At 36.5% G+C, this 18,508-nt stretch carries 17 protein-coding genes; all 17 read right to left on the bottom strand.

The window, feature by feature from the left end; genetic code table 11:
* Positions 1-243: 243 nt before the first annotated feature.
* Positions 244-537 carry a GIY-YIG nuclease family protein gene (locus ACFOSV_RS12095; protein WP_377906274.1) on the bottom strand — a complete coding sequence of 98 codons (294 nt, stop codon included), beginning with the start codon at positions 535-537 and terminating at the stop codon, positions 244-246.
* A gap of 254 nt (positions 538-791) precedes the next feature.
* Positions 792-2,051 carry a glycosyltransferase gene (locus tag ACFOSV_RS12090; protein WP_377906273.1) on the bottom strand — a complete coding sequence of 420 codons (1,260 nt, stop codon included), beginning with the start codon at positions 2,049-2,051 and terminating at the stop codon, positions 792-794.
* A 104-nt stretch (positions 2,052-2,155) separates the two neighbouring features.
* A complete protein-coding gene (locus tag ACFOSV_RS12085) occupies positions 2,156-3,277 on the bottom strand; it encodes a glycosyltransferase (RefSeq protein ID WP_377906272.1) in 1,122 nt (373 codons plus the stop codon).
* Positions 3,278-4,897, bottom strand: a complete 1,620-nt coding sequence (locus ACFOSV_RS12080) for a glucosamine inositolphosphorylceramide transferase family protein (RefSeq protein ID WP_377906271.1) — start codon at positions 4,895-4,897, stop codon at positions 3,278-3,280.
* The gene (locus ACFOSV_RS12075) at positions 4,884-5,978 is read right to left on the bottom strand and encodes a glycosyltransferase family 4 protein (protein WP_377907302.1); all 1,095 of its coding nucleotides are present in this window, start codon (positions 5,976-5,978) and stop codon (positions 4,884-4,886) included. Before ACFOSV_RS12075 ends, ACFOSV_RS12080 begins: the two co-directional genes overlap by 14 nt.
* A 23-nt stretch (positions 5,979-6,001) precedes the next feature.
* Positions 6,002-6,889, bottom strand: a complete 888-nt coding sequence (locus ACFOSV_RS12070; RefSeq protein ID WP_377906270.1) for a glycosyltransferase — start codon at positions 6,887-6,889, stop codon at positions 6,002-6,004.
* Positions 6,886-7,737 carry a glycosyltransferase family 2 protein gene (locus ACFOSV_RS12065; RefSeq protein WP_377906269.1) on the bottom strand — a complete coding sequence of 284 codons (852 nt, stop codon included), beginning with the start codon at positions 7,735-7,737 and terminating at the stop codon, positions 6,886-6,888. The genes ACFOSV_RS12070 and ACFOSV_RS12065 overlap by 4 nt, the downstream gene beginning before the upstream one ends.
* The gene (locus ACFOSV_RS12060; RefSeq protein WP_377906268.1) at positions 7,727-8,695 is read right to left on the bottom strand and encodes a glycosyltransferase; all 969 of its coding nucleotides are present in this window, start codon (positions 8,693-8,695) and stop codon (positions 7,727-7,729) included. Before ACFOSV_RS12060 ends, ACFOSV_RS12065 begins: the two co-directional genes overlap by 11 nt.
* The gene (locus ACFOSV_RS12055) at positions 8,692-9,789 is read right to left on the bottom strand and encodes a glycosyltransferase family 2 protein (RefSeq protein ID WP_377906267.1); all 1,098 of its coding nucleotides are present in this window, start codon (positions 9,787-9,789) and stop codon (positions 8,692-8,694) included. Before ACFOSV_RS12055 ends, ACFOSV_RS12060 begins: the two co-directional genes overlap by 4 nt.
* Complete coding sequence (locus tag ACFOSV_RS12050) at positions 9,782-10,876, bottom strand: glycosyltransferase family 4 protein (protein ID WP_377906266.1); 1,095 nt, start codon at positions 10,874-10,876, stop codon at positions 9,782-9,784. The genes ACFOSV_RS12055 and ACFOSV_RS12050 overlap by 8 nt, the downstream gene beginning before the upstream one ends.
* A gap of 7 nt (positions 10,877-10,883) precedes the next feature.
* Positions 10,884-12,722 carry an asparagine synthase (glutamine-hydrolyzing) gene (gene asnB, locus ACFOSV_RS12045; RefSeq protein ID WP_377906265.1) on the bottom strand — a complete coding sequence of 613 codons (1,839 nt, stop codon included), beginning with the start codon at positions 12,720-12,722 and terminating at the stop codon, positions 10,884-10,886.
* On the bottom strand, positions 12,710-13,924 hold the full coding sequence (locus ACFOSV_RS12040) for a glycosyltransferase family 4 protein (protein WP_377906264.1): 1,215 nt from the start codon (positions 13,922-13,924) through the stop codon (positions 12,710-12,712). Before ACFOSV_RS12040 ends, asnB begins: the two co-directional genes overlap by 13 nt.
* The gene (locus tag ACFOSV_RS12035; protein WP_377906263.1) at positions 13,921-14,655 is read right to left on the bottom strand and encodes a class I SAM-dependent methyltransferase; all 735 of its coding nucleotides are present in this window, start codon (positions 14,653-14,655) and stop codon (positions 13,921-13,923) included. Before ACFOSV_RS12035 ends, ACFOSV_RS12040 begins: the two co-directional genes overlap by 4 nt.
* The gene (locus ACFOSV_RS12030; RefSeq protein ID WP_377906262.1) at positions 14,640-15,893 is read right to left on the bottom strand and encodes an ABC transporter ATP-binding protein; all 1,254 of its coding nucleotides are present in this window, start codon (positions 15,891-15,893) and stop codon (positions 14,640-14,642) included. The genes ACFOSV_RS12035 and ACFOSV_RS12030 overlap by 16 nt, the downstream gene beginning before the upstream one ends.
* Positions 15,886-16,965: a glycosyltransferase WbsX family protein gene (locus tag ACFOSV_RS12025; RefSeq protein ID WP_377906261.1), complete on the bottom strand. Its 1,080-nt coding sequence runs from the start codon at positions 16,963-16,965 to the stop codon at positions 15,886-15,888. The genes ACFOSV_RS12030 and ACFOSV_RS12025 overlap by 8 nt, the downstream gene beginning before the upstream one ends.
* Complete coding sequence (locus ACFOSV_RS12020) at positions 16,962-17,801, bottom strand: FkbM family methyltransferase (RefSeq protein ID WP_377906260.1); 840 nt, start codon at positions 17,799-17,801, stop codon at positions 16,962-16,964. Before ACFOSV_RS12020 ends, ACFOSV_RS12025 begins: the two co-directional genes overlap by 4 nt.
* Positions 17,802-17,811: 10 nt before the next feature.
* Positions 17,812-18,417 carry a hypothetical protein gene (locus ACFOSV_RS12015; protein WP_377906259.1) on the bottom strand — a complete coding sequence of 202 codons (606 nt, stop codon included), beginning with the start codon at positions 18,415-18,417 and terminating at the stop codon, positions 17,812-17,814.
* Between the last annotated feature and the right edge of the window lie 91 nt (positions 18,418-18,508).

The raw sequence follows: 18,508 nt of genomic DNA, 5'->3' as shown, positions 1-18,508 counted from the left end.
ATGATAGAAGCAATCGTAACTGTCATTACGAGGGAGGTACCACCGCGGCAATCTTAAACGTCATTGCGAGGGAGGTACGAACGCGGCAATCTTTTTGTCATTACTACTAACCGAAACAGATTGCTTCGCTCCGCTCGCAATGACAGAAGCAATCGTAAATGTCATTGCGAGGGAGGTACGACCGTGGCAATCTTTTTATTGTTACCACCAACCACAGATTGATTCGCTGCGCTCGGAATGACTTTAGCTAAGAGAGTCAAATAGATCAAGCCATTCAGGGTTTACAGACTTGATCAAAATTTCTTTTTTTGCTCTACTTCCAGCTTTCAATTGTTTTTCTCTTTCGATTGCCTCCAAAATGGAATTATAAGACTCGAAATAAACCAATTTATCTAAATTGTATTTAGAAGAAAACGATTTGGGGTCACCCTTTACTTTGTGTTGATAAATTCTTCTATTCAAGTTTGAGGTCACCCCAACGTAAAGGACCGTGTTATTCTTATTGGTAATAATGTAAACAAAGCTTTCTTTTTCCATTAGTTCAAAGAGAAAAGGATTACTGCGCCTTACATCATGGAGAGGGATGCACCATCGATGCAATCTTAAACGTCATTGCAAGGTAGGAACGACCAACGCAATCGTAAATGTCATTGCGAGGGAGGAACGACCGTGGCAATCTTTTTATGGTTACCACCAACCGAAACAGATTCCTTCGCTGCGCTCGCAATGACGGTATTCAATAGGGAATTTCTTCGTCCTCGCAATGACGAAAGGAAGGCATAATGACGCGCTTAAGCGCGCATCCCCCTCAACGCCACCTCATAAACCTCCTCCAACTCCTTTACCATTCTTTTCATACTAAATTCCTGAACTACTCTTTCTCGAGCGGCTTTGGAAAATTGCGCATGTAATTCTGGGTTTTGGAGTAATTCCACAGAATAATCCACTAAATCAGCATATCCCTCGATGGGTGTCAAATAGCCTTGTACCCCATGCTGCACCATCTCTCCTATTCCTCCTGCCCGGGTGGCTACAACGGGTACCTCACAGGACATAGCCTCCAGCATAGCAATGGGCAAACCCTCAAATTCTGAAGTGCTCAGATAGATATCCATAATCGACAGATAGGGAATCACCTGCTTTTGTACACCCACCAAATGAAAATGAGCCTGCTTTCCGGACTTATTTATTTGCTCTAAAATTCGATCTCTCCATTCCCCGTCGCCTACCAATAAAAAATGGGTGTTTGGGCATTTCTCGAGGATTTTCAATGCAATATCCACCCAAATCCATAAACGCTTCTGCGAGCGAAAAACAGCAACTTTGCCGATTATCTTTGCAGTCTCAGGAATTTCAAGAGACCTCCTTAGTTCGATTGCGTCATTGCGAACGGAGTGAAGCAATCTGTTTCCCTCATAAGTTGATTCGCCTTCTGGAGAAACGGTACCTGCCTTTCCAATGGAGACTGCCACGTCGGCTTTTTGGCCTCCTCGCAGTGACGGGAGCCTCCTAAACACCCCCGTATTCACCCCATTCTGTATCACTTTCACCTTCAGCCTTCCTCCTCTGGCGTAGGGATCAAACATGGAATTCAACTGCATGGAAAGCGCCACTTCATTGGAAACTGCAATGGCCACATCCTGCTTTTTAAAGGTCAATCGATTACCCCAATAAGAAATGGAATTGTATCGGTCCCAGGTATTATGCTCTGTATAGACAATTGGGGTATTGAGTTTTTTACCAACCAATCGAGAAAGGATCCCGGCCCAAGGAAGGTGAGCATGGATTATATCAATTTGGTGTTCGGCTACAAAGGCCTGAACCTTTTTTACTTGAAAAAACAAGGCCAAATTCCCCGCAGGAATCAACTGAACCTGAATACCAGCTTCCTCCAACTCATCTACAATATTATTCTCCTGATGGTAGAAATACAGGCAAAAGAATTCAAAGCGATCTTGATCGTGCACTTTTGCCGTCTCAGGAATCAGCTTTTCTGCGCCACCTCTTCCAAGTGATTTGATTAGGTGGAGTATTTTTATTTTGGGGGGCAAGGGGATTGGGAATTAGGGATCCCGATGGCTATCGGGAGGAATTAGGGATTGGTAGATTAGAAGATTGGTATATCAGCAAGTAAGTAAATCTGTTGATGCGGTAATCAGTCTGTCGAATTGAGAAGTTTGAAATACAGGGTTTCAAATTTTCGTGAATTCGTGTCAATATCATGATTCTGCTTTGCAAAGCTTTGTGCATTTTCTCCTAGTTCCAAAAGCTTTTCTTTATTGATCATTAAATCCGAAATAGACTCTTCAAAAGAGCTGATCGAATGAGAATCCATTAAAACCCCTGTTTTTTCTTGGATAATTACCTCCCTGACGCCTCCTACATTTACTCCAAGGGATGGGGTTTTTTGGAATCCCGCTTCAATCACTACACCTGGAACACCTTCTATTTCTGAAGTCATCAACAATAAATCAGCACCAGCCAAATAATTTTGAGGGTTGTTTATGCTTTTCGTAAAAATAACCTCTTGATCGATTTTTAAATTTTCTACTTTCTTTTTGAGCCTTTTCCTTTCTGGACCATCACCTACCACAAGTAGCTTTATGGCCTTATTTCCTTCTTTTAGCTTACGAACAAGCTCTAAAGAAAAATCTATCCTTTTTTCCTTGCTTAAACTTCCAAGCTGGATAAGAATAAAATCATTGGATTGAATCGAATACTTTTCTACCAAATCTGCCCTTGACTTTATTTTATCAACAGATTCAGCGACTATTCCCCGTTTTACAACAAAAAATTTATCAGGAGGTAATTGGAGTAAGACCTGTAAATCATCACTGGCTAGCTGGCCAACAGAGACAAAACAATCCACCCTTTTGGCCAATATCATATAAAATGATTTGACCAACACTCTAGCCCTTATCCAATGGCTCATGATAGAAATATTCCGGTAAACAAGCTTCGGTTTATTATTTCCAAATAGCCCTAAAGAAGCATATTTAAAGGTATCCGATCCGTTGGCTTGAATGATATCAGGCCGCACCTTGTTGACGATCTGTTTGAACTCAAAAAGGAGATTAAAATCAATTCCTCCCTTCTTTCTCTTGGACAAGTCCAGGTTCACTCCTCCATTTACAGAAAGAACATCCATATTTTCATTTAGATATAGCCCCACAAACCAAACCTCATGACCATAAGAGATAAGCCTTTCTGACAGCAATTTTGCGGAAATCTCTGCTCCCCTGAATTTACGGGAAGTAACTAGTTGAATGATTTTCATTTATCTCTTGAATGAATCCAAAACCAACCAGTTTTTTGAGAAATTAATCGTATGTGTCCCCATCAAGCCGGGACTCCAATCAGCAGAAATAATTTTAAAGGTTTGCTCGCTATAGTTTTCCTTATCCCAAAACACTATTTTCTGAATTCGAATGTGATGTCCGTAGTGTTTAGCAGAATCCTGAGCTGGCCTAAACCAAGTCCCATTTTCGATAAAAAGATTCCCGGCTGGACGGCTAGACCTAACATCTGAAACTATAGGATTTAATGGGTGAGAGATCCAATCTCCAGTTAATAAGTCCTCCGAATAATAAAGACATAATTCATCAAAAGAAGAAGCCCCGGAATGGGGCTTTTCATTGACGAATAACCAAAAAAGTCCGTCTTTCTTAACGATTGTCGGATCATACATTTCCTTGCCCTCAAACCAAGTTTTAGCAAGTTTCCATTTACTTGGAAACTCATTAGCCACATACAGCCTTAGTGATTTGGAAGAACTGCTCTCTACCAACATATACCATTTTCCGTCCTCTTTAAACAAAAAAGGATAGGATAGATGAAAATCTTCCTCCAATGCTAACTCAAACTCAAAAGCTTTTCTTTTGGTTAATCGAGCAAATGAGATAAAACCTTTTCTTTTAGCATAATCAAACTGCTCAACAAAAAGGTAAGTAGCTCCTTGTTCCTCTACCAAAAATGGATCTGCCAGATAACTTCCCTTGGGATTTGGAAGCAATTTTAAACTTTTCAAATCTGCGATAGAATTTCCGGCATTTGAGCCAAGCCAAATCTGCCAGACTTCTTTATTCAGATTTTCTTTAATTTTTCGCTTTAGCGTTTTCGCTAGGTGGGAAAGTCCAAGCCCAACCATCTCCAAATTTCCCGGTGGTTTCAGAGTAACATCATTCGTGGAATTAGCCTCCCACTTTTCGCATTCCACTTTCCACTGGGCTATGCCTACCTGATTGATTCTTTCTAAATTCCTAGGAATAAAGTATAAACTCTTCCAATATACTTTATTGGCATTTCGGTGCACAGATAAGGGATCTGTTCTACTCCAAGATCGATAAATCACCTTTCCATCATCCAGCTTTTCTGAGAGAATTTGCAAAACAGAACCAGTCGTTTCCCAGCCTTTTAAAACTTCCCAGAAACAGGGGGGACCTCCCCTATTTACAAGGTTGTCTCCATGATGGAAAGACCAAACCCCTAGTGCAGGGATTTTTAAAATATCCCCTTTTAAAATCCGAAAGCCTAAGCGGATCAAAATATCAGGTTTCCTTTCTATAATTCTTGTCAGTTCACTTGATTCAAACCAATCGGAGTACTTTTTTTGAATTGGTTTTAGCCGAATTAATTCCGCATTCAGGCCGGGAAGTTCTCTAATATCCTTACGATCAAAAGCATTCCGATTAACTTTAAAAAAAGCTCGGTCCAGCTTTGAATAAACACGATACAAAAAGGAAGATTTTGTCCCAGAAGCTTTTGGAGACTGGTTGATTAAGATTAAGTCAATCTCAGCTAAATCCTCTTTCAGGATTAAGGAAAGCATTTCCCAAGCCCAAGCCGGAATGGTATAATGATCGATCAAGATCCCCAGTTTTAGCCTAGTGTGCGGCATACTTCAGATAAGCTTCTCTTAATACTGCTTCATACTGTTTTGCTATTACTTGAATATCGAATCTTCTACAAGCTTCCCTACGAGCATTTTTACCTAACTCAGCCATTTCATTCTGATGCGTGATAGCATATTCCATTTTCTGTATCAATGCTTTCACATCCCTTACAGGAAAAGTAAGTGCATTCTCCTCAGGATTCACCGCTTCCAGATTCATGGGGATATCTGACGCTATAATTGGAATTCCTGCCATCATAGCCTCTACCAATGCCCCAGAAAACCCCTCGTACCACGAGGGAAATACAAAGCAATCTGCTTGATACAACATTTCTGTCACATTGGGAATCACTCCAGGTAAACTAACCGAATGAGTAAGGTTCAATTCCTTAATTAATCTCTCCAAAATTGGGCGATGAAGACCCTCACCATAAATCACTAATCGGGAATTAGGGTATTTAGAATGGACCTTAGCAAATGCCTGAATCAATTCCTCAAATCCTTTGATCTGTAATAACCTCCCAAAGGATAAAAACTCAAAAGTGTCAGCCGCACTTTTTTTCCATACTTGACTAGGAATGTTTCTACCTCTATAAACAACTTTAGTTTTCTCTATAGGAACACCTAAAGTTTTGATATGGGACTTCGCTATAAATGATGAATTGGCAATATATAAATTGGGGATTCCAGCGGTAAAGCGATCTAAACCCCAAAAAAATTTGAATTTTTGTAATTGAAAAAATGACTTTTTCTTAAGAACTATTTCACTGTAACTATCACTAACTAAGGTGCCAATTAATGGAATACTAAGACTCTTACAGACAAACCGAGACAGAATATTCGCACGAAATAAGGAAGAAACTACTAAATCTGGCGTTTCCTCTCGAAGCAGCTTAGAAAGTTTTTTGTAGCCCGACAAAAAACCATATTTACCTTCTAGATTTAAAAAGATTACGGGTATACCGGCCTTTTCATATGCTTCTTTCAAATCATGACGTGAGTATAAATAAATAACCGTACACGAAATTTCTTTGGAAAAGTAGGGAATAGTAAAAAGAAGACTTTTCTCAGTTCCCGCATTTATCAAGGTATCTTGGGTAAAAAAAACTTTCAATTTAAATCAATGGTCTTTCCAGAAATTCCTTTCCAATAGTGCCAAAAAGCCAAAAAAATCAACTTGAGATTTTTCCAGCCATAAACTGGACCATATTTAAATCCATAAACCGCCTTTCCTACCCATTTAAAATACAACTGCTTCCTCATGCTATTCAATGTAAGGGTATCAGAAATCATTAATAAATTCCTTAAACTATAATACTCTCGAACCAAATTTTTCTTTTTAGCATAAAGAGGTCTTTCAAAATTAAGTCTATTTGCTTTTGCTCGTGCTTCCAAAAAAAGTTTACAATCTACTAATACTACATATCCTTTGCGACTGACTTTAAGGCAAAAGTCTAATTCTTCAAATCCAAAAAATAAGGAAGGATTTGGAGCTATTCGTTCTCTTGCAACATGTCCACTTACCAACATGCACATTCCACCAGCTACATAGTCTACTTTCAAAGTATCCTTCTTTTCAAGAAGTCTGGTTTGAATACGTTTAATCACACCCTTTTTTCTATCAAAAAACTGACCGACGGTCCCTAAAACTCCTACAAAAGGATTTACTTCTCTAATAGCCAAGAGGCGTTCAAAACAATCATTTCGAAAAGGAGGATCATTATCATCTCCCCAATAAATCCAATCCAAACCTTCTTTACCACAAAGTTCCAAACCTTTGGCGGCAGCTCCTGCAGGCCCTGAATTGTATCCCATTCGATAAAATTTTATTCTAGAATCCAAAAGAGAAGCAATCAAATGATCAGTAATAAGTCCCTCCGAGTTATCTATTATCCAAAGCAACTCTGGTGGATAAGTTTGTGCAAAAATCTGGTCAATAGTTTGGAGTAAAATTTCCGGACGATTATAGGTAATAATAAAACCTCCGAAACGGATCATATCTGGAATTCTTTAGGATAAAACTTTTTAGAAAGAGTGGGTGAAAATGAGATTAAAAAGCGAAGGTGAGCCTTCAAATTGAATGGTTTTATTAAAATCGCATTCCAAAATCTTTGACGAGCGTATTTATAATTTTTAAACCGAAGTTCGTTAACGCCCATTATTTGATTATAAAGAAATACTACATGGGGATCTAGACTGTTCTTGTGCTTCTCCAGTATTACGTTAAGAGACTCATTCACATTGAGAAGATTTTTGCTCCCTTCCCCATCTTGATCATGATAGATTAAAGTAACAACTTTTAGAATACCGATTTTAGCACCATCAATTTTAATGCGATGCAACATCTCTGTATTTTCAGAAAATTTAAGCTTACAGTCAAATCCTCCAATTCTATCAAAAAATGATTTTTTGATAGAATAAGACCCCGCTAGGAAAGATGTGAATTTATTAATTTCGGGCAATACCAATTCATTAGAAGATAAACGTTTGAAACCTGCTCTCCAAACTTCAGTTGTTGGTGAAGTCTCAATTTTGTTTGCGAAATATTCCAAACTATTTATTGCTAGCTCATCATCCGCATCTAAGAAAAGTATCCATGAATTTTGAGCAACTTCCGCTCCGCTATTTCTGGCTGAGGTTACACCTAAGTTAGCTTGGGAATGAATCCTAATTCTAGAATCATTAAAAGTCTGAAGCAACAAATCTACGGTACCATCCGAACTACCATCATCAATGATTATCAATTCCCAGTCAGAATAGCTTTGGTTCAGAATAGATGTAACTGCTCTGCCTATAGTAACTTCAGCATTAAAGCATGGAATGATAATAGAGAAACTAGTTTTCAAATAGCAGTTTATTATTGGTGAAGGCAATTATCGTCTGCTTATAATTTTTTATGTATGAAATAATTTTTTGTTTGATCACAACTCTGGAAACTTCATTCTTTCGAGATTTTTTAGAAATAAAATTTGTCTTCAAAAAACCCTTTAAGAGAGTTATAAAAGTGGTATTTAGAAAATCCTTAAATGAATCTATATTTTCAAATCCATCTACTTTATAAGCCTCAAGTAGTGGGAATGAGCTGGCTATTCCACGCTTTAGTCGAAGGTAATAATCCCATTCAAGTCGATGGGACTCAATAAAATGATCAAAAAACAACCTTGTGTCAAAAGCTAAATTATAACCCAATAATTGAACCGCATAGCACAATTCAACATCTCCTCCTGAGCTTAATATAGTCCCAGTCCTATCCGAAAGAATAGAATTAAATCCACGTTTTCTCAGCTCCAGGAGGGCATTACGGCGAAAGAAACAAGATGCACCATAATGATAAGAGCCTTTCACTTGTTTTCCTGATTTTTTCCCCAAACTCCCAACAGCATAACTATTGGAAAAATCATCAAACCAATCCGGTTTATCGTTTTGAAAAACAGGATTTCCATTACCTCCGAGAATACCTATACTTTGATCAGCAAATAGAATTGATCCACCTATCTCCAAATAGTTCTTGTCAAGAATATTATCATCATCACAGAATAAAATCAATTCAAACTTGGCCTCTTCAATACCTCTCCATCGAGCAAAACTTAGACCAGGAGTGGATTCTTTAACTAATGTCCAGTCAATAGTACTTTCGGCAAGAGTTGTCATCACCTCATCTTCAGTTCTGTCATTGGAATTATTGTTCACTACTATCAACTCAAAGTTATAAGTAGTATTTTGTGATATAATTGACTGTAAAGCCTTGTTAATCCTTGAGTCCCCATTGTATGTACAAATAATAACAGATATCCCCTTATTCATTTATAAAAGGCATTAATTATGCAGCCAAAGAAAACACCAAATTTCAAATGATTGTATTTTTGCTCGGTTGTAAAAAACATACGTTTCACAACTATTTTTCGATAATTATCATCTTTTATGTTCGCTTCTAAAAATGAGATAACCCTAGGTTTAATTTCTAAAAAGACCCTTTGAATTTCATCAGTAGTACTCCAATATCTAAAAGTTAAATAAGAATTAATTTTCACAAAATCCTCCTTTGTAGGCACTAGTTCTAGCCTCCTTTGTTCTTTTTCATACAAATGGATTGCTTCACTTACTTTCCCCTGAACGATTAATACACCAATAGTTGGAAACAATATATTTAATATCCCTTGCGAAAAATCAAATCTTTGAGGAAGAACTTGAATCTTCGAATTAATTCTAAGATCGTTTTCTGGCACTCGGTTTAAAACTATCTCTAGTTCTCTATACATACGCAAAGCATCTCTACTCATACTTTGTTCTTGGAATCTATACGCTGCCAAAATTTCTGATATTGCCTTAGCTCTTCTTCCTGCTTTCATTGCGCGAATCCACAAATCCCAATCTTCTCCACTTTTCAAAGTCTCGTCAAAACACCCAATTTCATCAAAAATATTCTTACGAACAGAAAATGTCATAACAGGGCCATAGTTCCCAGACATAAAATCCTCAAGACTTAATCTAATCTTAGGTTTGCTAACTGATTGTAGGCAAAGGCCATCTTTCCAATGTGCATATCCTGTGATTAAAATATCTAAATCTTCAGAGAGATAAGAATTGACTGTCTTAAAATATTCTGGATATAGCCAATCATCTGAATCTAAAAAAACAAGAAATTCACCCTTAGCATGTCCGATCCCTGTATTTCTAGCTGCTGATAGTCCATTATTTAACTGATGGATCACTTGGGCCCGACTTTCGCCCGCTACTATTTCTTCTGCTAATTTGCCTGAATTATCTGTACTTCCATCATCAACTATGATAGCCTCCCAATCCCAAAAACTCTGATCTAAAAGAGATTTAATAGTTTGTTTTAAAAAATGCCCTTGATTAAAACAAGGGATAATTACACTGAACTTGGGACTAGACATCTAGCAACTTAATATAGGATTCCCCCATCTTTTCTATTGAAAAGTTCTTTATAATTCGTTCTTGATTTGCTTTGCCTAAAGACCTCATTAACTCCTCACTTCTGATCAATTGACAGATTTTATCTGCAAAATCTATGGGATCTTTTGGTTGAACCAAAAAAGGGTAATCATCTCCCAACGCTTCTCGGCAACCCATAATATCTGTGGCTACTACAGAAAATGTAGAAGCCATGGGTTCTAAAACCCCATTAGGTACTCCTTCATTTTCTGAACTGAAAACCGCCAAAATACAAGATTTAAGCATTTTTGGAATATCATTAACACCCCCAATAAAATCTACTGATTCCTCAATTCCTTGACTCCGAACGAAATCAAGTAATTCAGGATAGGCACTTCCATTTCTTCCCGCTAATGCCAATTTGAGATTCGGGAAATTAACTAGTACTATCTTCCATGCTTCTAATAAAGTTAAATGATCCTTAAAGCCATGAATATTACCAATCATCACTACCCGATTCGATTTATAATCTGGAGCAACCCTAGAAAACTTCTTAAGATCAACAGCATTTTTAATTAAGGTAATTTTTCTGGAGGTGTGATTTTGAAGAAATCCCATGCCTTCCCTTGAATTAGAAACAATTGCTGATGCTAATTTCAGTGCTCTTATCTCTCCAATATTTCCTAGAAAAAACCTTCCTTCATCACGTTGATTCCAAAGACAGGTTTTAGCACCCATTAATGAGAAATAGCTACAAAAAATCAGATTTGGAGGATATGTAAATGGAATAATAGCATCTACTTTAAGGGCTCTCACTTTCTGAAATAGTTTTAACAGAAATCTATAACGTCTAAGACCTCCTAACAATCCTCTAGGTGGATCCAAAATCAATTTCTCTTGGAAGCCCCATCTAATACAAGAAAACCCCTCTTGCTCAAACCGATCAAAACCTTGGCCTAACTCTGACCCAAAAGCACTAAATATCACATCAAAACCTTGTTGTTTTAAATGACACCCCAAGTAAAAAGCTTGCGTTTCTGCCCCGCCGATTTCATATCTATGAAGTGCAATTAAAACCCTTTTACTCAAGTTGGAATTATTTATTTTGCGATAACCATTCTTGTAAAAAAATCAATAGCCACTGCTGACTAGACTTTTTCCCAAAAGCTACTTGCTCTAATGCATTTAGGTTAAAAAGTTCATCTAGACCATTTCCTCTAGAAAGTAAACGCTCTTGAATTTCTTTATCCGTTTTCGCTTCCTCCCCAAACCAGTGCTTTAGAGGAACTCCAAAACCCATTTTCTTCCGATAAGCAAAGCCTCTTCCCATTTCTAAGGAAAGTAGATTCTTCAATATATCCTTTCCTACCCACTCCCCCCTGTGCTTATTAATATTAAAGTTCTCTGGAATCTGAGAAGCAATTTTAACTACTTCTAAATCTAAAAGTGGAGTACGTACTTCCAAACTATTCATCATGCTTGCAATATCTACTTTTGTCAAAACGGCAAAAGGCATATAGGTTTTGAAATCCGTGTATTGAGCTTTATGGTAATGAGAGAAAGAATTTGCATGCTCCCAAGTCTCTTTTATGAAATCATCCGTATCACTTAAGACTTCCAAGTATTCTTCTTTCCAAATACTAGCTCTATCCTCTTCTGAAAAATAATAAATATATCTTTGCCAGTCTGGAAGGTTGGCAGTTCGAAAAGGATATTTTTTTGGAATAACCTTATTCAATCCAAAATATGCTAGCTTCTTATGCAATGGCAAATGCTCTGGAATTGGACTATAATGCCGAGTCCATCGATTCGTATAGCTCTCATAGCCTCCAAAAAGTTCATCTCCTCCATCTCCTGAAAGTACCATCGTGACCTCTTTTTTAGCAAGTTTCGAAACATAATAAGTCGGAATTGCAGAGGAATCACCAAATGGCTCTCCATAGTGCTTAACTAAATCGGGAAGAATAGCTAATGCGTCAGGCTTGACTATCTCCTCAAAATGGTCTGTTCCATACTTCGTAGCAATTTGCCTTGCAAATAGCAGTTCTGAATAATCATCTTCTTCGAAACCAATGCAAAAGGTTTTCAAAGATGAACTCATCTGCTTTGCCATTTTGGATACTACTAAAGAAGAATCAACTCCCCCTGATAAGAATGCTCCAAATGGAACGTCAGCGATCAAATGGCTCTTTACTGACTCCGCAATGGCATTATCAACTTTTTCAAGCCAATATCTTTCTGATTTACTAGTATCAGGTTTAAAATCAAGATCCCAATACTGAGTAATTTCCTGAATGCATCCCTCTGCATTAACACGCATAAAATAACCTGGAGGAAGTTTTTTTACACCCTTGAAAACTGAATTTGGTGCCGGAATATATTGATAGCTAAGAAACTGATCGATTGAATTATGATCCAAACTCCAATCGATATTTGGAATCGATCTTAGGCCTTGAAGCTCTGAGGCAAAAGCAAACAAATCTGAGCTTACGCCATAAAACAAGGGTTTTATACCAAAATGATCTCTCGCTAAAAATAATTCTTGACGAAGTGAATCCAGAATACCAAAAGCAAACATGCCCCGAAAATGATTGACACAATTATTTCCCCAACAAGCATAAGCCTGTAAAACTACTTCGGTATCGGAATTAGTCCTAAAGTCAAAACCTAACGCTGACAATTGACCTTTAAGCTCTAGGAAATTATATAGTTCTCCATTGTAAGTAATCCAAAATCTACCTTCAGGGTCAGACATAGGCTGCACACCTCCTACTAGGTCAATAATAGCTAACCTGCTTTGCGCCAACCCAAAATTATCCTTCAAAACCACTCCTGTTCCATCAGGCCCACGATGCTTAAGCCTTTGAAGCATTTCATCCAACCAAAGTCCATGATCCGATCTATTTTTACTAACTATCCCGGCTATTCCGCACATAGGTGTGGTTGATAATTAATGATACTTTCTTCATAGATGTGTAAAACCTCTTTGATACTAAAATCCTCGGAAATCTTCTTTGAAGTTTCTAAAGCTTTCTTTTTGATAACATTTCGTTCTTCCTTGGAGAGTTTTAGCACCTCTTCAATCTTGAGTTTTAAGGAAGCTGATGAACTACATTCAAACAAAAAACCATTCTTTCCATCTTCAATAATCTCCTCGAAGCCCCAAGCATTTGGACCAATTACTATCTTCCCTAATTGAATAGATTCCAAAAGTGTATTAGGCAAATTGTCAACCCGAGATGGCAATACCACAACTTCCGCTTTAGAAAGTAATTCAAAAAGCTCTGATTTGGATTTACTATGAAAATGGGTCACAGAATTGCTTTCCATGATTCGCCTTTTTATTTTAATGTTTTCTGGGGAATCATCATTCAGTTTACCGATCACTAATACATCTACAGAAAGACCTTCTATTGCATCAAGTAATAAGTCAACTCCTTTTCGATAGTCCACGCTTCCGTAGAAAATTAATGAATGGGAATTTGAAATATTAGTAGAAGGGGTTCTATTAAATTCAGATTGATTTAGAGGACTAATTAGTCTAATCTTTTTTGCATTAGTTTCTATTTTATTAAGCATTTGTGAGGACGGACCGATAATCGTATCAAACTTTTGATAGCTTTCATTCTCAATTCTAATCTGTGATTGAATTTTTATTTGAGACAACCCATAATATCCTGCCCCTAACCTCGAGTATAAATCCGTCAAACTACTTATTCGTAAGATAGTACTGCATTCTTTCAAAGGATAAAGCCCTATTCCTCCAAGATTGGAATATTGAACTAAATCAAATTGATGTTTTTGGTGTTCGGTTGATAAAAAATCATGAATCAACTTAGCATGGTGCTTCAGTTTCTTATAATGAAAAAATGAGTAGCCAAAGAATATTCTTGTAATACTATTCTTAACCCTATCAGCCAGACCAAAATAAGATCTATCATTAGGTAAATCAGCAAGATGCAATCCTTCTGATAAGGTGAGCTCATTTATCTTAACTTTCAATGGGGCATAAACATAAACCTGATGTCCGTTTTTAACCAAGAGATTTGAAATATTCCAAATATAGCTTCCTAATCCACCCGTCCTTTTTTCTTGAGGGGTAATAAACTCAGAAGAAACAAAAGCAAACTTTCTCAAAGAACTGATGCTATACCTACTAAATGAGGTCGTTTCTTTTCAATTTTATGTTTTAGGTAATCCAAATAGAGTCCAGCAGATTTACGATTTAATCCTTTCCACTTTGGTTTAGGTAAAAAATGAGTTTCTCTGGTTTCAATTGAATTGAAACCCTTTGAATCCAAGGTTTTAGCAAGACTTTCTTTGTTCCAAGATCTAACATGTTGCCACCTATGAAAAATCAAGTCACTAAATGGACAATAAATATATGATTGGGTAAGATCCTCATTATTTGGAGTAGTAAAAATAACTTTACCTCCTTCGGATAAGAGTGCTTTTACATTCTTTAAAAGTTCATCTAAAAAAACATCATCAAGATGTTCGATCACTTCAATGACAAAAATCACTTCAAATTTTTCATCTGTTTTTTGAAGATCTTTTAGATTTTGAGCCCCTAGATAATTTGGATAACTTTTCAACTTGTCATCAAGTACTTGAAGTGAATCTGAAGAAGAATCCATGCATTTCACTTGGTACCCTTTTTTAAGTAAAATTTCTGAAAGAAATCCTAATCCAGCCCCATAATCTAGAATTTTATCGTGTTTAGATAGGTCTGACTCAAAATATCGAACTATTTCATTTCCCTGGTTGTGAGTAAAATATTTATTCGGTTCTTTTGATGCGAAATCCCAAAAATCATTTATTTTTTCTGAATCCCAAGAACCAATTACTTTTCCTAAATAACTTTCCATTCAAAATCATCTATATAATTACAATTATTATCTGTCCATTCAAATTGATGCGGAATTCCGATCATTGACACTTCAAAAGGACATACATTATCTATTTTTTGTGGATTTTTTTGGCCACTTCTTTCGGAAAAATGAAATGTAAAATCATAATCTCCCTTATATAACCTCAATTTGGGAAAAATACATTTCAGCCAATGTTGACCTTCTAGTTTGCCTAAAGGATTTTCCTTATCATGCAACCAAGTATAGATAACACTTTTACCTGACCCTCTTTCTTTTATTTGGAATGCAATATTTGCTTGATCTAAAGGAACCTTAGCACTAATTTTTACAGAAACCTCTAATGGATCACCAAATCGATGAATTTGTCCAGGCATAGATGTAAGCACATTAATTTCAGTTATCCCATTTTCAAATTCTGGATTCACGTGAACATGAGAAATCTTTTCAACCGAAGAATTTCCTAGGTAACGATTTACAGCTTCTCGGACTTTTCCCTGAAAGTCTATTCTACCATTTACTAGATTTATTGCCTCTCCACACAGACTAGAAACTGCTTCCATATTATGACTAACAAATAAAACCGTTCTCCCTTGCCCTGCTACATCCTCCATCTTACCCAGACATTTTTTTTGAAATTCATAATCTCCAACAGCCAATACTTCGTCGATGATTAAAATTTCAGGTTCTAGATGTGCTGCTACTGAAAAGCCTAAGCGAACTTTCATGCCAGATGAATAAAACTTAACCGGCGTATCAATAAATTTCTCTACTCCTGAGAAATCAATAATTTCATCAAGTTTTGAATCAATTTCACGACGGGTCATTCCTAAGATTGTCCCATTCATATAGATATTTTCTCTTCCCGAAAGTTCTGGATGAAAGCCGGTCCCCACTTCAAGAAGTGAAGCGACTCTACCTCGTATCTCTATCTTACCAGACGTCGGTTCAGTGATCTGTGAAAGGATTTTAAGTAATGTGGATTTACCTGCACCGTTCTTTCCAATAATCCCCAAAACTTCACCTTCCTTTACTTCAAAATTGATATCCTTTAATGCCCAAAAAACGGATTCATCCTCAATCGAAAATCGACTCATATCTCGAAGTCGCTTTAAGTTGTCCAGAGGAGCTTTGAGTACATTGCCAATTTGACCAGCGAGCGTTTTAGCCTGCTTTTCTTTAAGGCCTAAACGATACCGTTTGGACAAGCCTTCTACTCGGATGACTGGCTTACTCATTTTCCAATGATTTAATCTCTTCTAAATATGCTTTTCCATCTTTTATACTTGGTTCTAACACATTTCCCTCTGCCCACTCATTCCATGATTTGATGAAAATGATTTGCTTATCGTCTTGATTCATTTTTGCGCGAGAAATACATACTTTCAAGTGCTTCTTGAATTCTTTTGGGGAGCAGTTCAAATAAACAGTTCCTTCATTTTTTGTTCTGGGTGTATTGTCCCAATTAGGTATTGCCAATGGAAAAAAATCTTTAAATGATTGCTCGTTAAAGTCTTCTAGACAGGCTCTGACCGAATGGTAATACATTCGCTTTGGCCATTTTCTCCACTTTCTAATTATTGGGTTATTCAATCCATATCTCAATAGAAATCCAGAAATTGACTTTGTTAAATAGGCGTTGATTTGATTGAGATTAGGATTAACGTATCCCTGAAATCGCTTATCTGATTTAAGCCATTTCTTCGAACTTTTCACCCCTATCCAATAAATACCTTTCAGTCCAGCATTAGAAGCCTCCTCTTCAAAAACGTCCATAAAAACATCTATATCCGGAATAGACTCTGGAACATAGACTTGAAAAACAGGTTTTCCTTGGATTTTAAGACACCTTGGATCTCTAAAAAAAGGCAGTAGGTAATTAAAATGCGCTATATAATCTTCTTTTCCTGGGTAAAATTGCTCTTGAAGCATTTTGTTTCCTGCCCCATGCCATGTCCCTTTCCAGGATTCGTTTGCCCAGCAGATACAAAATTCAATTTCGACCTTAGGATTGTTTAAAAAATCCTGAAGAGGTTGTTCCAGTAATACCTTTCCATTTCCAAACCAATAATGGTAAAAAACGAAACCATTTACTTTATGATCTATAGCAAGCCTAGCTTGAATCTCCATAACCTGCGAATCCCGAAGATCATAAAAACCTAAATCGGCAGGAAGAAAAGGTTGATTATGTCCGGCGAATAATGGCTTAGCCTTTTTCACATTGGTCCATTCTGTAAATCCTTTTCCCCACCATTGATCATTTTCTGGGATCGGATGGAATTGAGGAAGGTAATAAGCAAAAAACTTCATTTCCAAACTCTTAGTACGCCTCGTCTTAAATACGGTGGAGATAATTCTTTGTCATAAAAGAAAACCATAAAACCTTTAGAGACTTGGTGGTTAAACCCTAATTTTTGAAATAGTTCGAGAAAATCTTTTAGATCATTTTGCTTATGGTAAGTACAAATAACTAATCTAACATCTTGATTCGCTTTAAGAATACCTTCCATTCCCTCTAAAACTTCTCTTTCTGAACCATCAACATCTATTTTTATAAAAATCTTATTAGAATAAAATTCTAAAAAATCATCAAGTTTTACCGACTCGTCGCTTGTAAAATTTGAAACTAATTTTTCTACAATTTTTACCTTATTTTGAAAGGGTTCAAAAGTTAATTTCAAAGGGTCTATCCAACTTCTTTCTTTCTCAAAAACATAATATTTCAATGCCTTATCTATATTATCAAAAGTGAAACTACCCTCAGCAACTCCAATATCAATCACTATCTCGTCAGGCTGAATTTGAAATTTTGAATCACAATAAAGATGGGGTGAAGAGGGGTCCTGTTCCAGAATTAAACTTTTGTAATAATTAGAGCTTTTATCCGCAGACCATCCTTTTTTAAAAAACAGGCTTTTATCACCTACCTTAACAAATGGAAACCCATCTTGAAATTGAATATCAACATTTAGCTGCCTGTATCTATTTTCAAACTCATATGGAAAAACTCTTAACCCAAAACTCTCTAAGCCCTGGTAAACTTCTTTTTCTTCGTCATTTAAGTTCTTTCTAGATTTCAGATATGATAAAATTTTTCTTTTTACACGGTTTCTTTCCCATTTTTTTCTTAAAAAGTAGAATTTCAACCTGATCTGTTTAAACCACATTAGATTGAAGTTTAGTCAAGCAATAAGTATAAATCAAATAGTCTAGTTTATTACTCTCTCTAAATAAATTGATTTCTTCCTCTGATAGAGATTCATAAAGCATATTAGAATTGGTTTGATTTTCAAAGGGTATTTTCTCTACCATAGCTTTTCCCAATTTGTTGGAAAGTTGTCTAAGCGATTCCTCGTATTCTTCCACTATTCCAGCGAAAAAATAACCATCAATTCTAGATTTATAATTTTCAAGTGTACACTCTAGAGTAGCCGCTAAAAAATTAGAATCCTTTTTCAAATAGTCTGATAGAGAAAGACCTTTCACAAAGTCATGCCCTTTCTTTTTTCCAAACTTATACATGGAAAGATGGTGTGCAAGCGGATCTCTAACAAAGGTGATCAACTTAACTTTTTGATTTTCATAGATATCAGGAAACCTTTTACTCAGTCGAAATCTTGAATTATGATAATGACCCGCCAAAATTACCCAAGGCTTTAGAGTCTTTAGATCAGGTGGAAAGTTTTCAAATTTTTCAAATTCCTCTTCAAGCCTTTTTTTGTCTCTAAATATAATTTCATGAGGCGAATAATCCTTTTTCAAATAGAACCAATTCCGTAAAACCAAATTGAAGCTAGTACCTCCACATTTAGGAATATGATTGAAAATAAAAATCGGAGAACTCTCTACTTTT

Source organism: Algoriphagus namhaensis (assembly GCF_042649705.1).
Taxonomy (GTDB): Bacteria; Bacteroidota; Bacteroidia; order Cytophagales; family Cyclobacteriaceae; genus Algoriphagus; species Algoriphagus namhaensis.
This window is presented reverse-complemented; position numbering and strand designations above follow the sequence as displayed.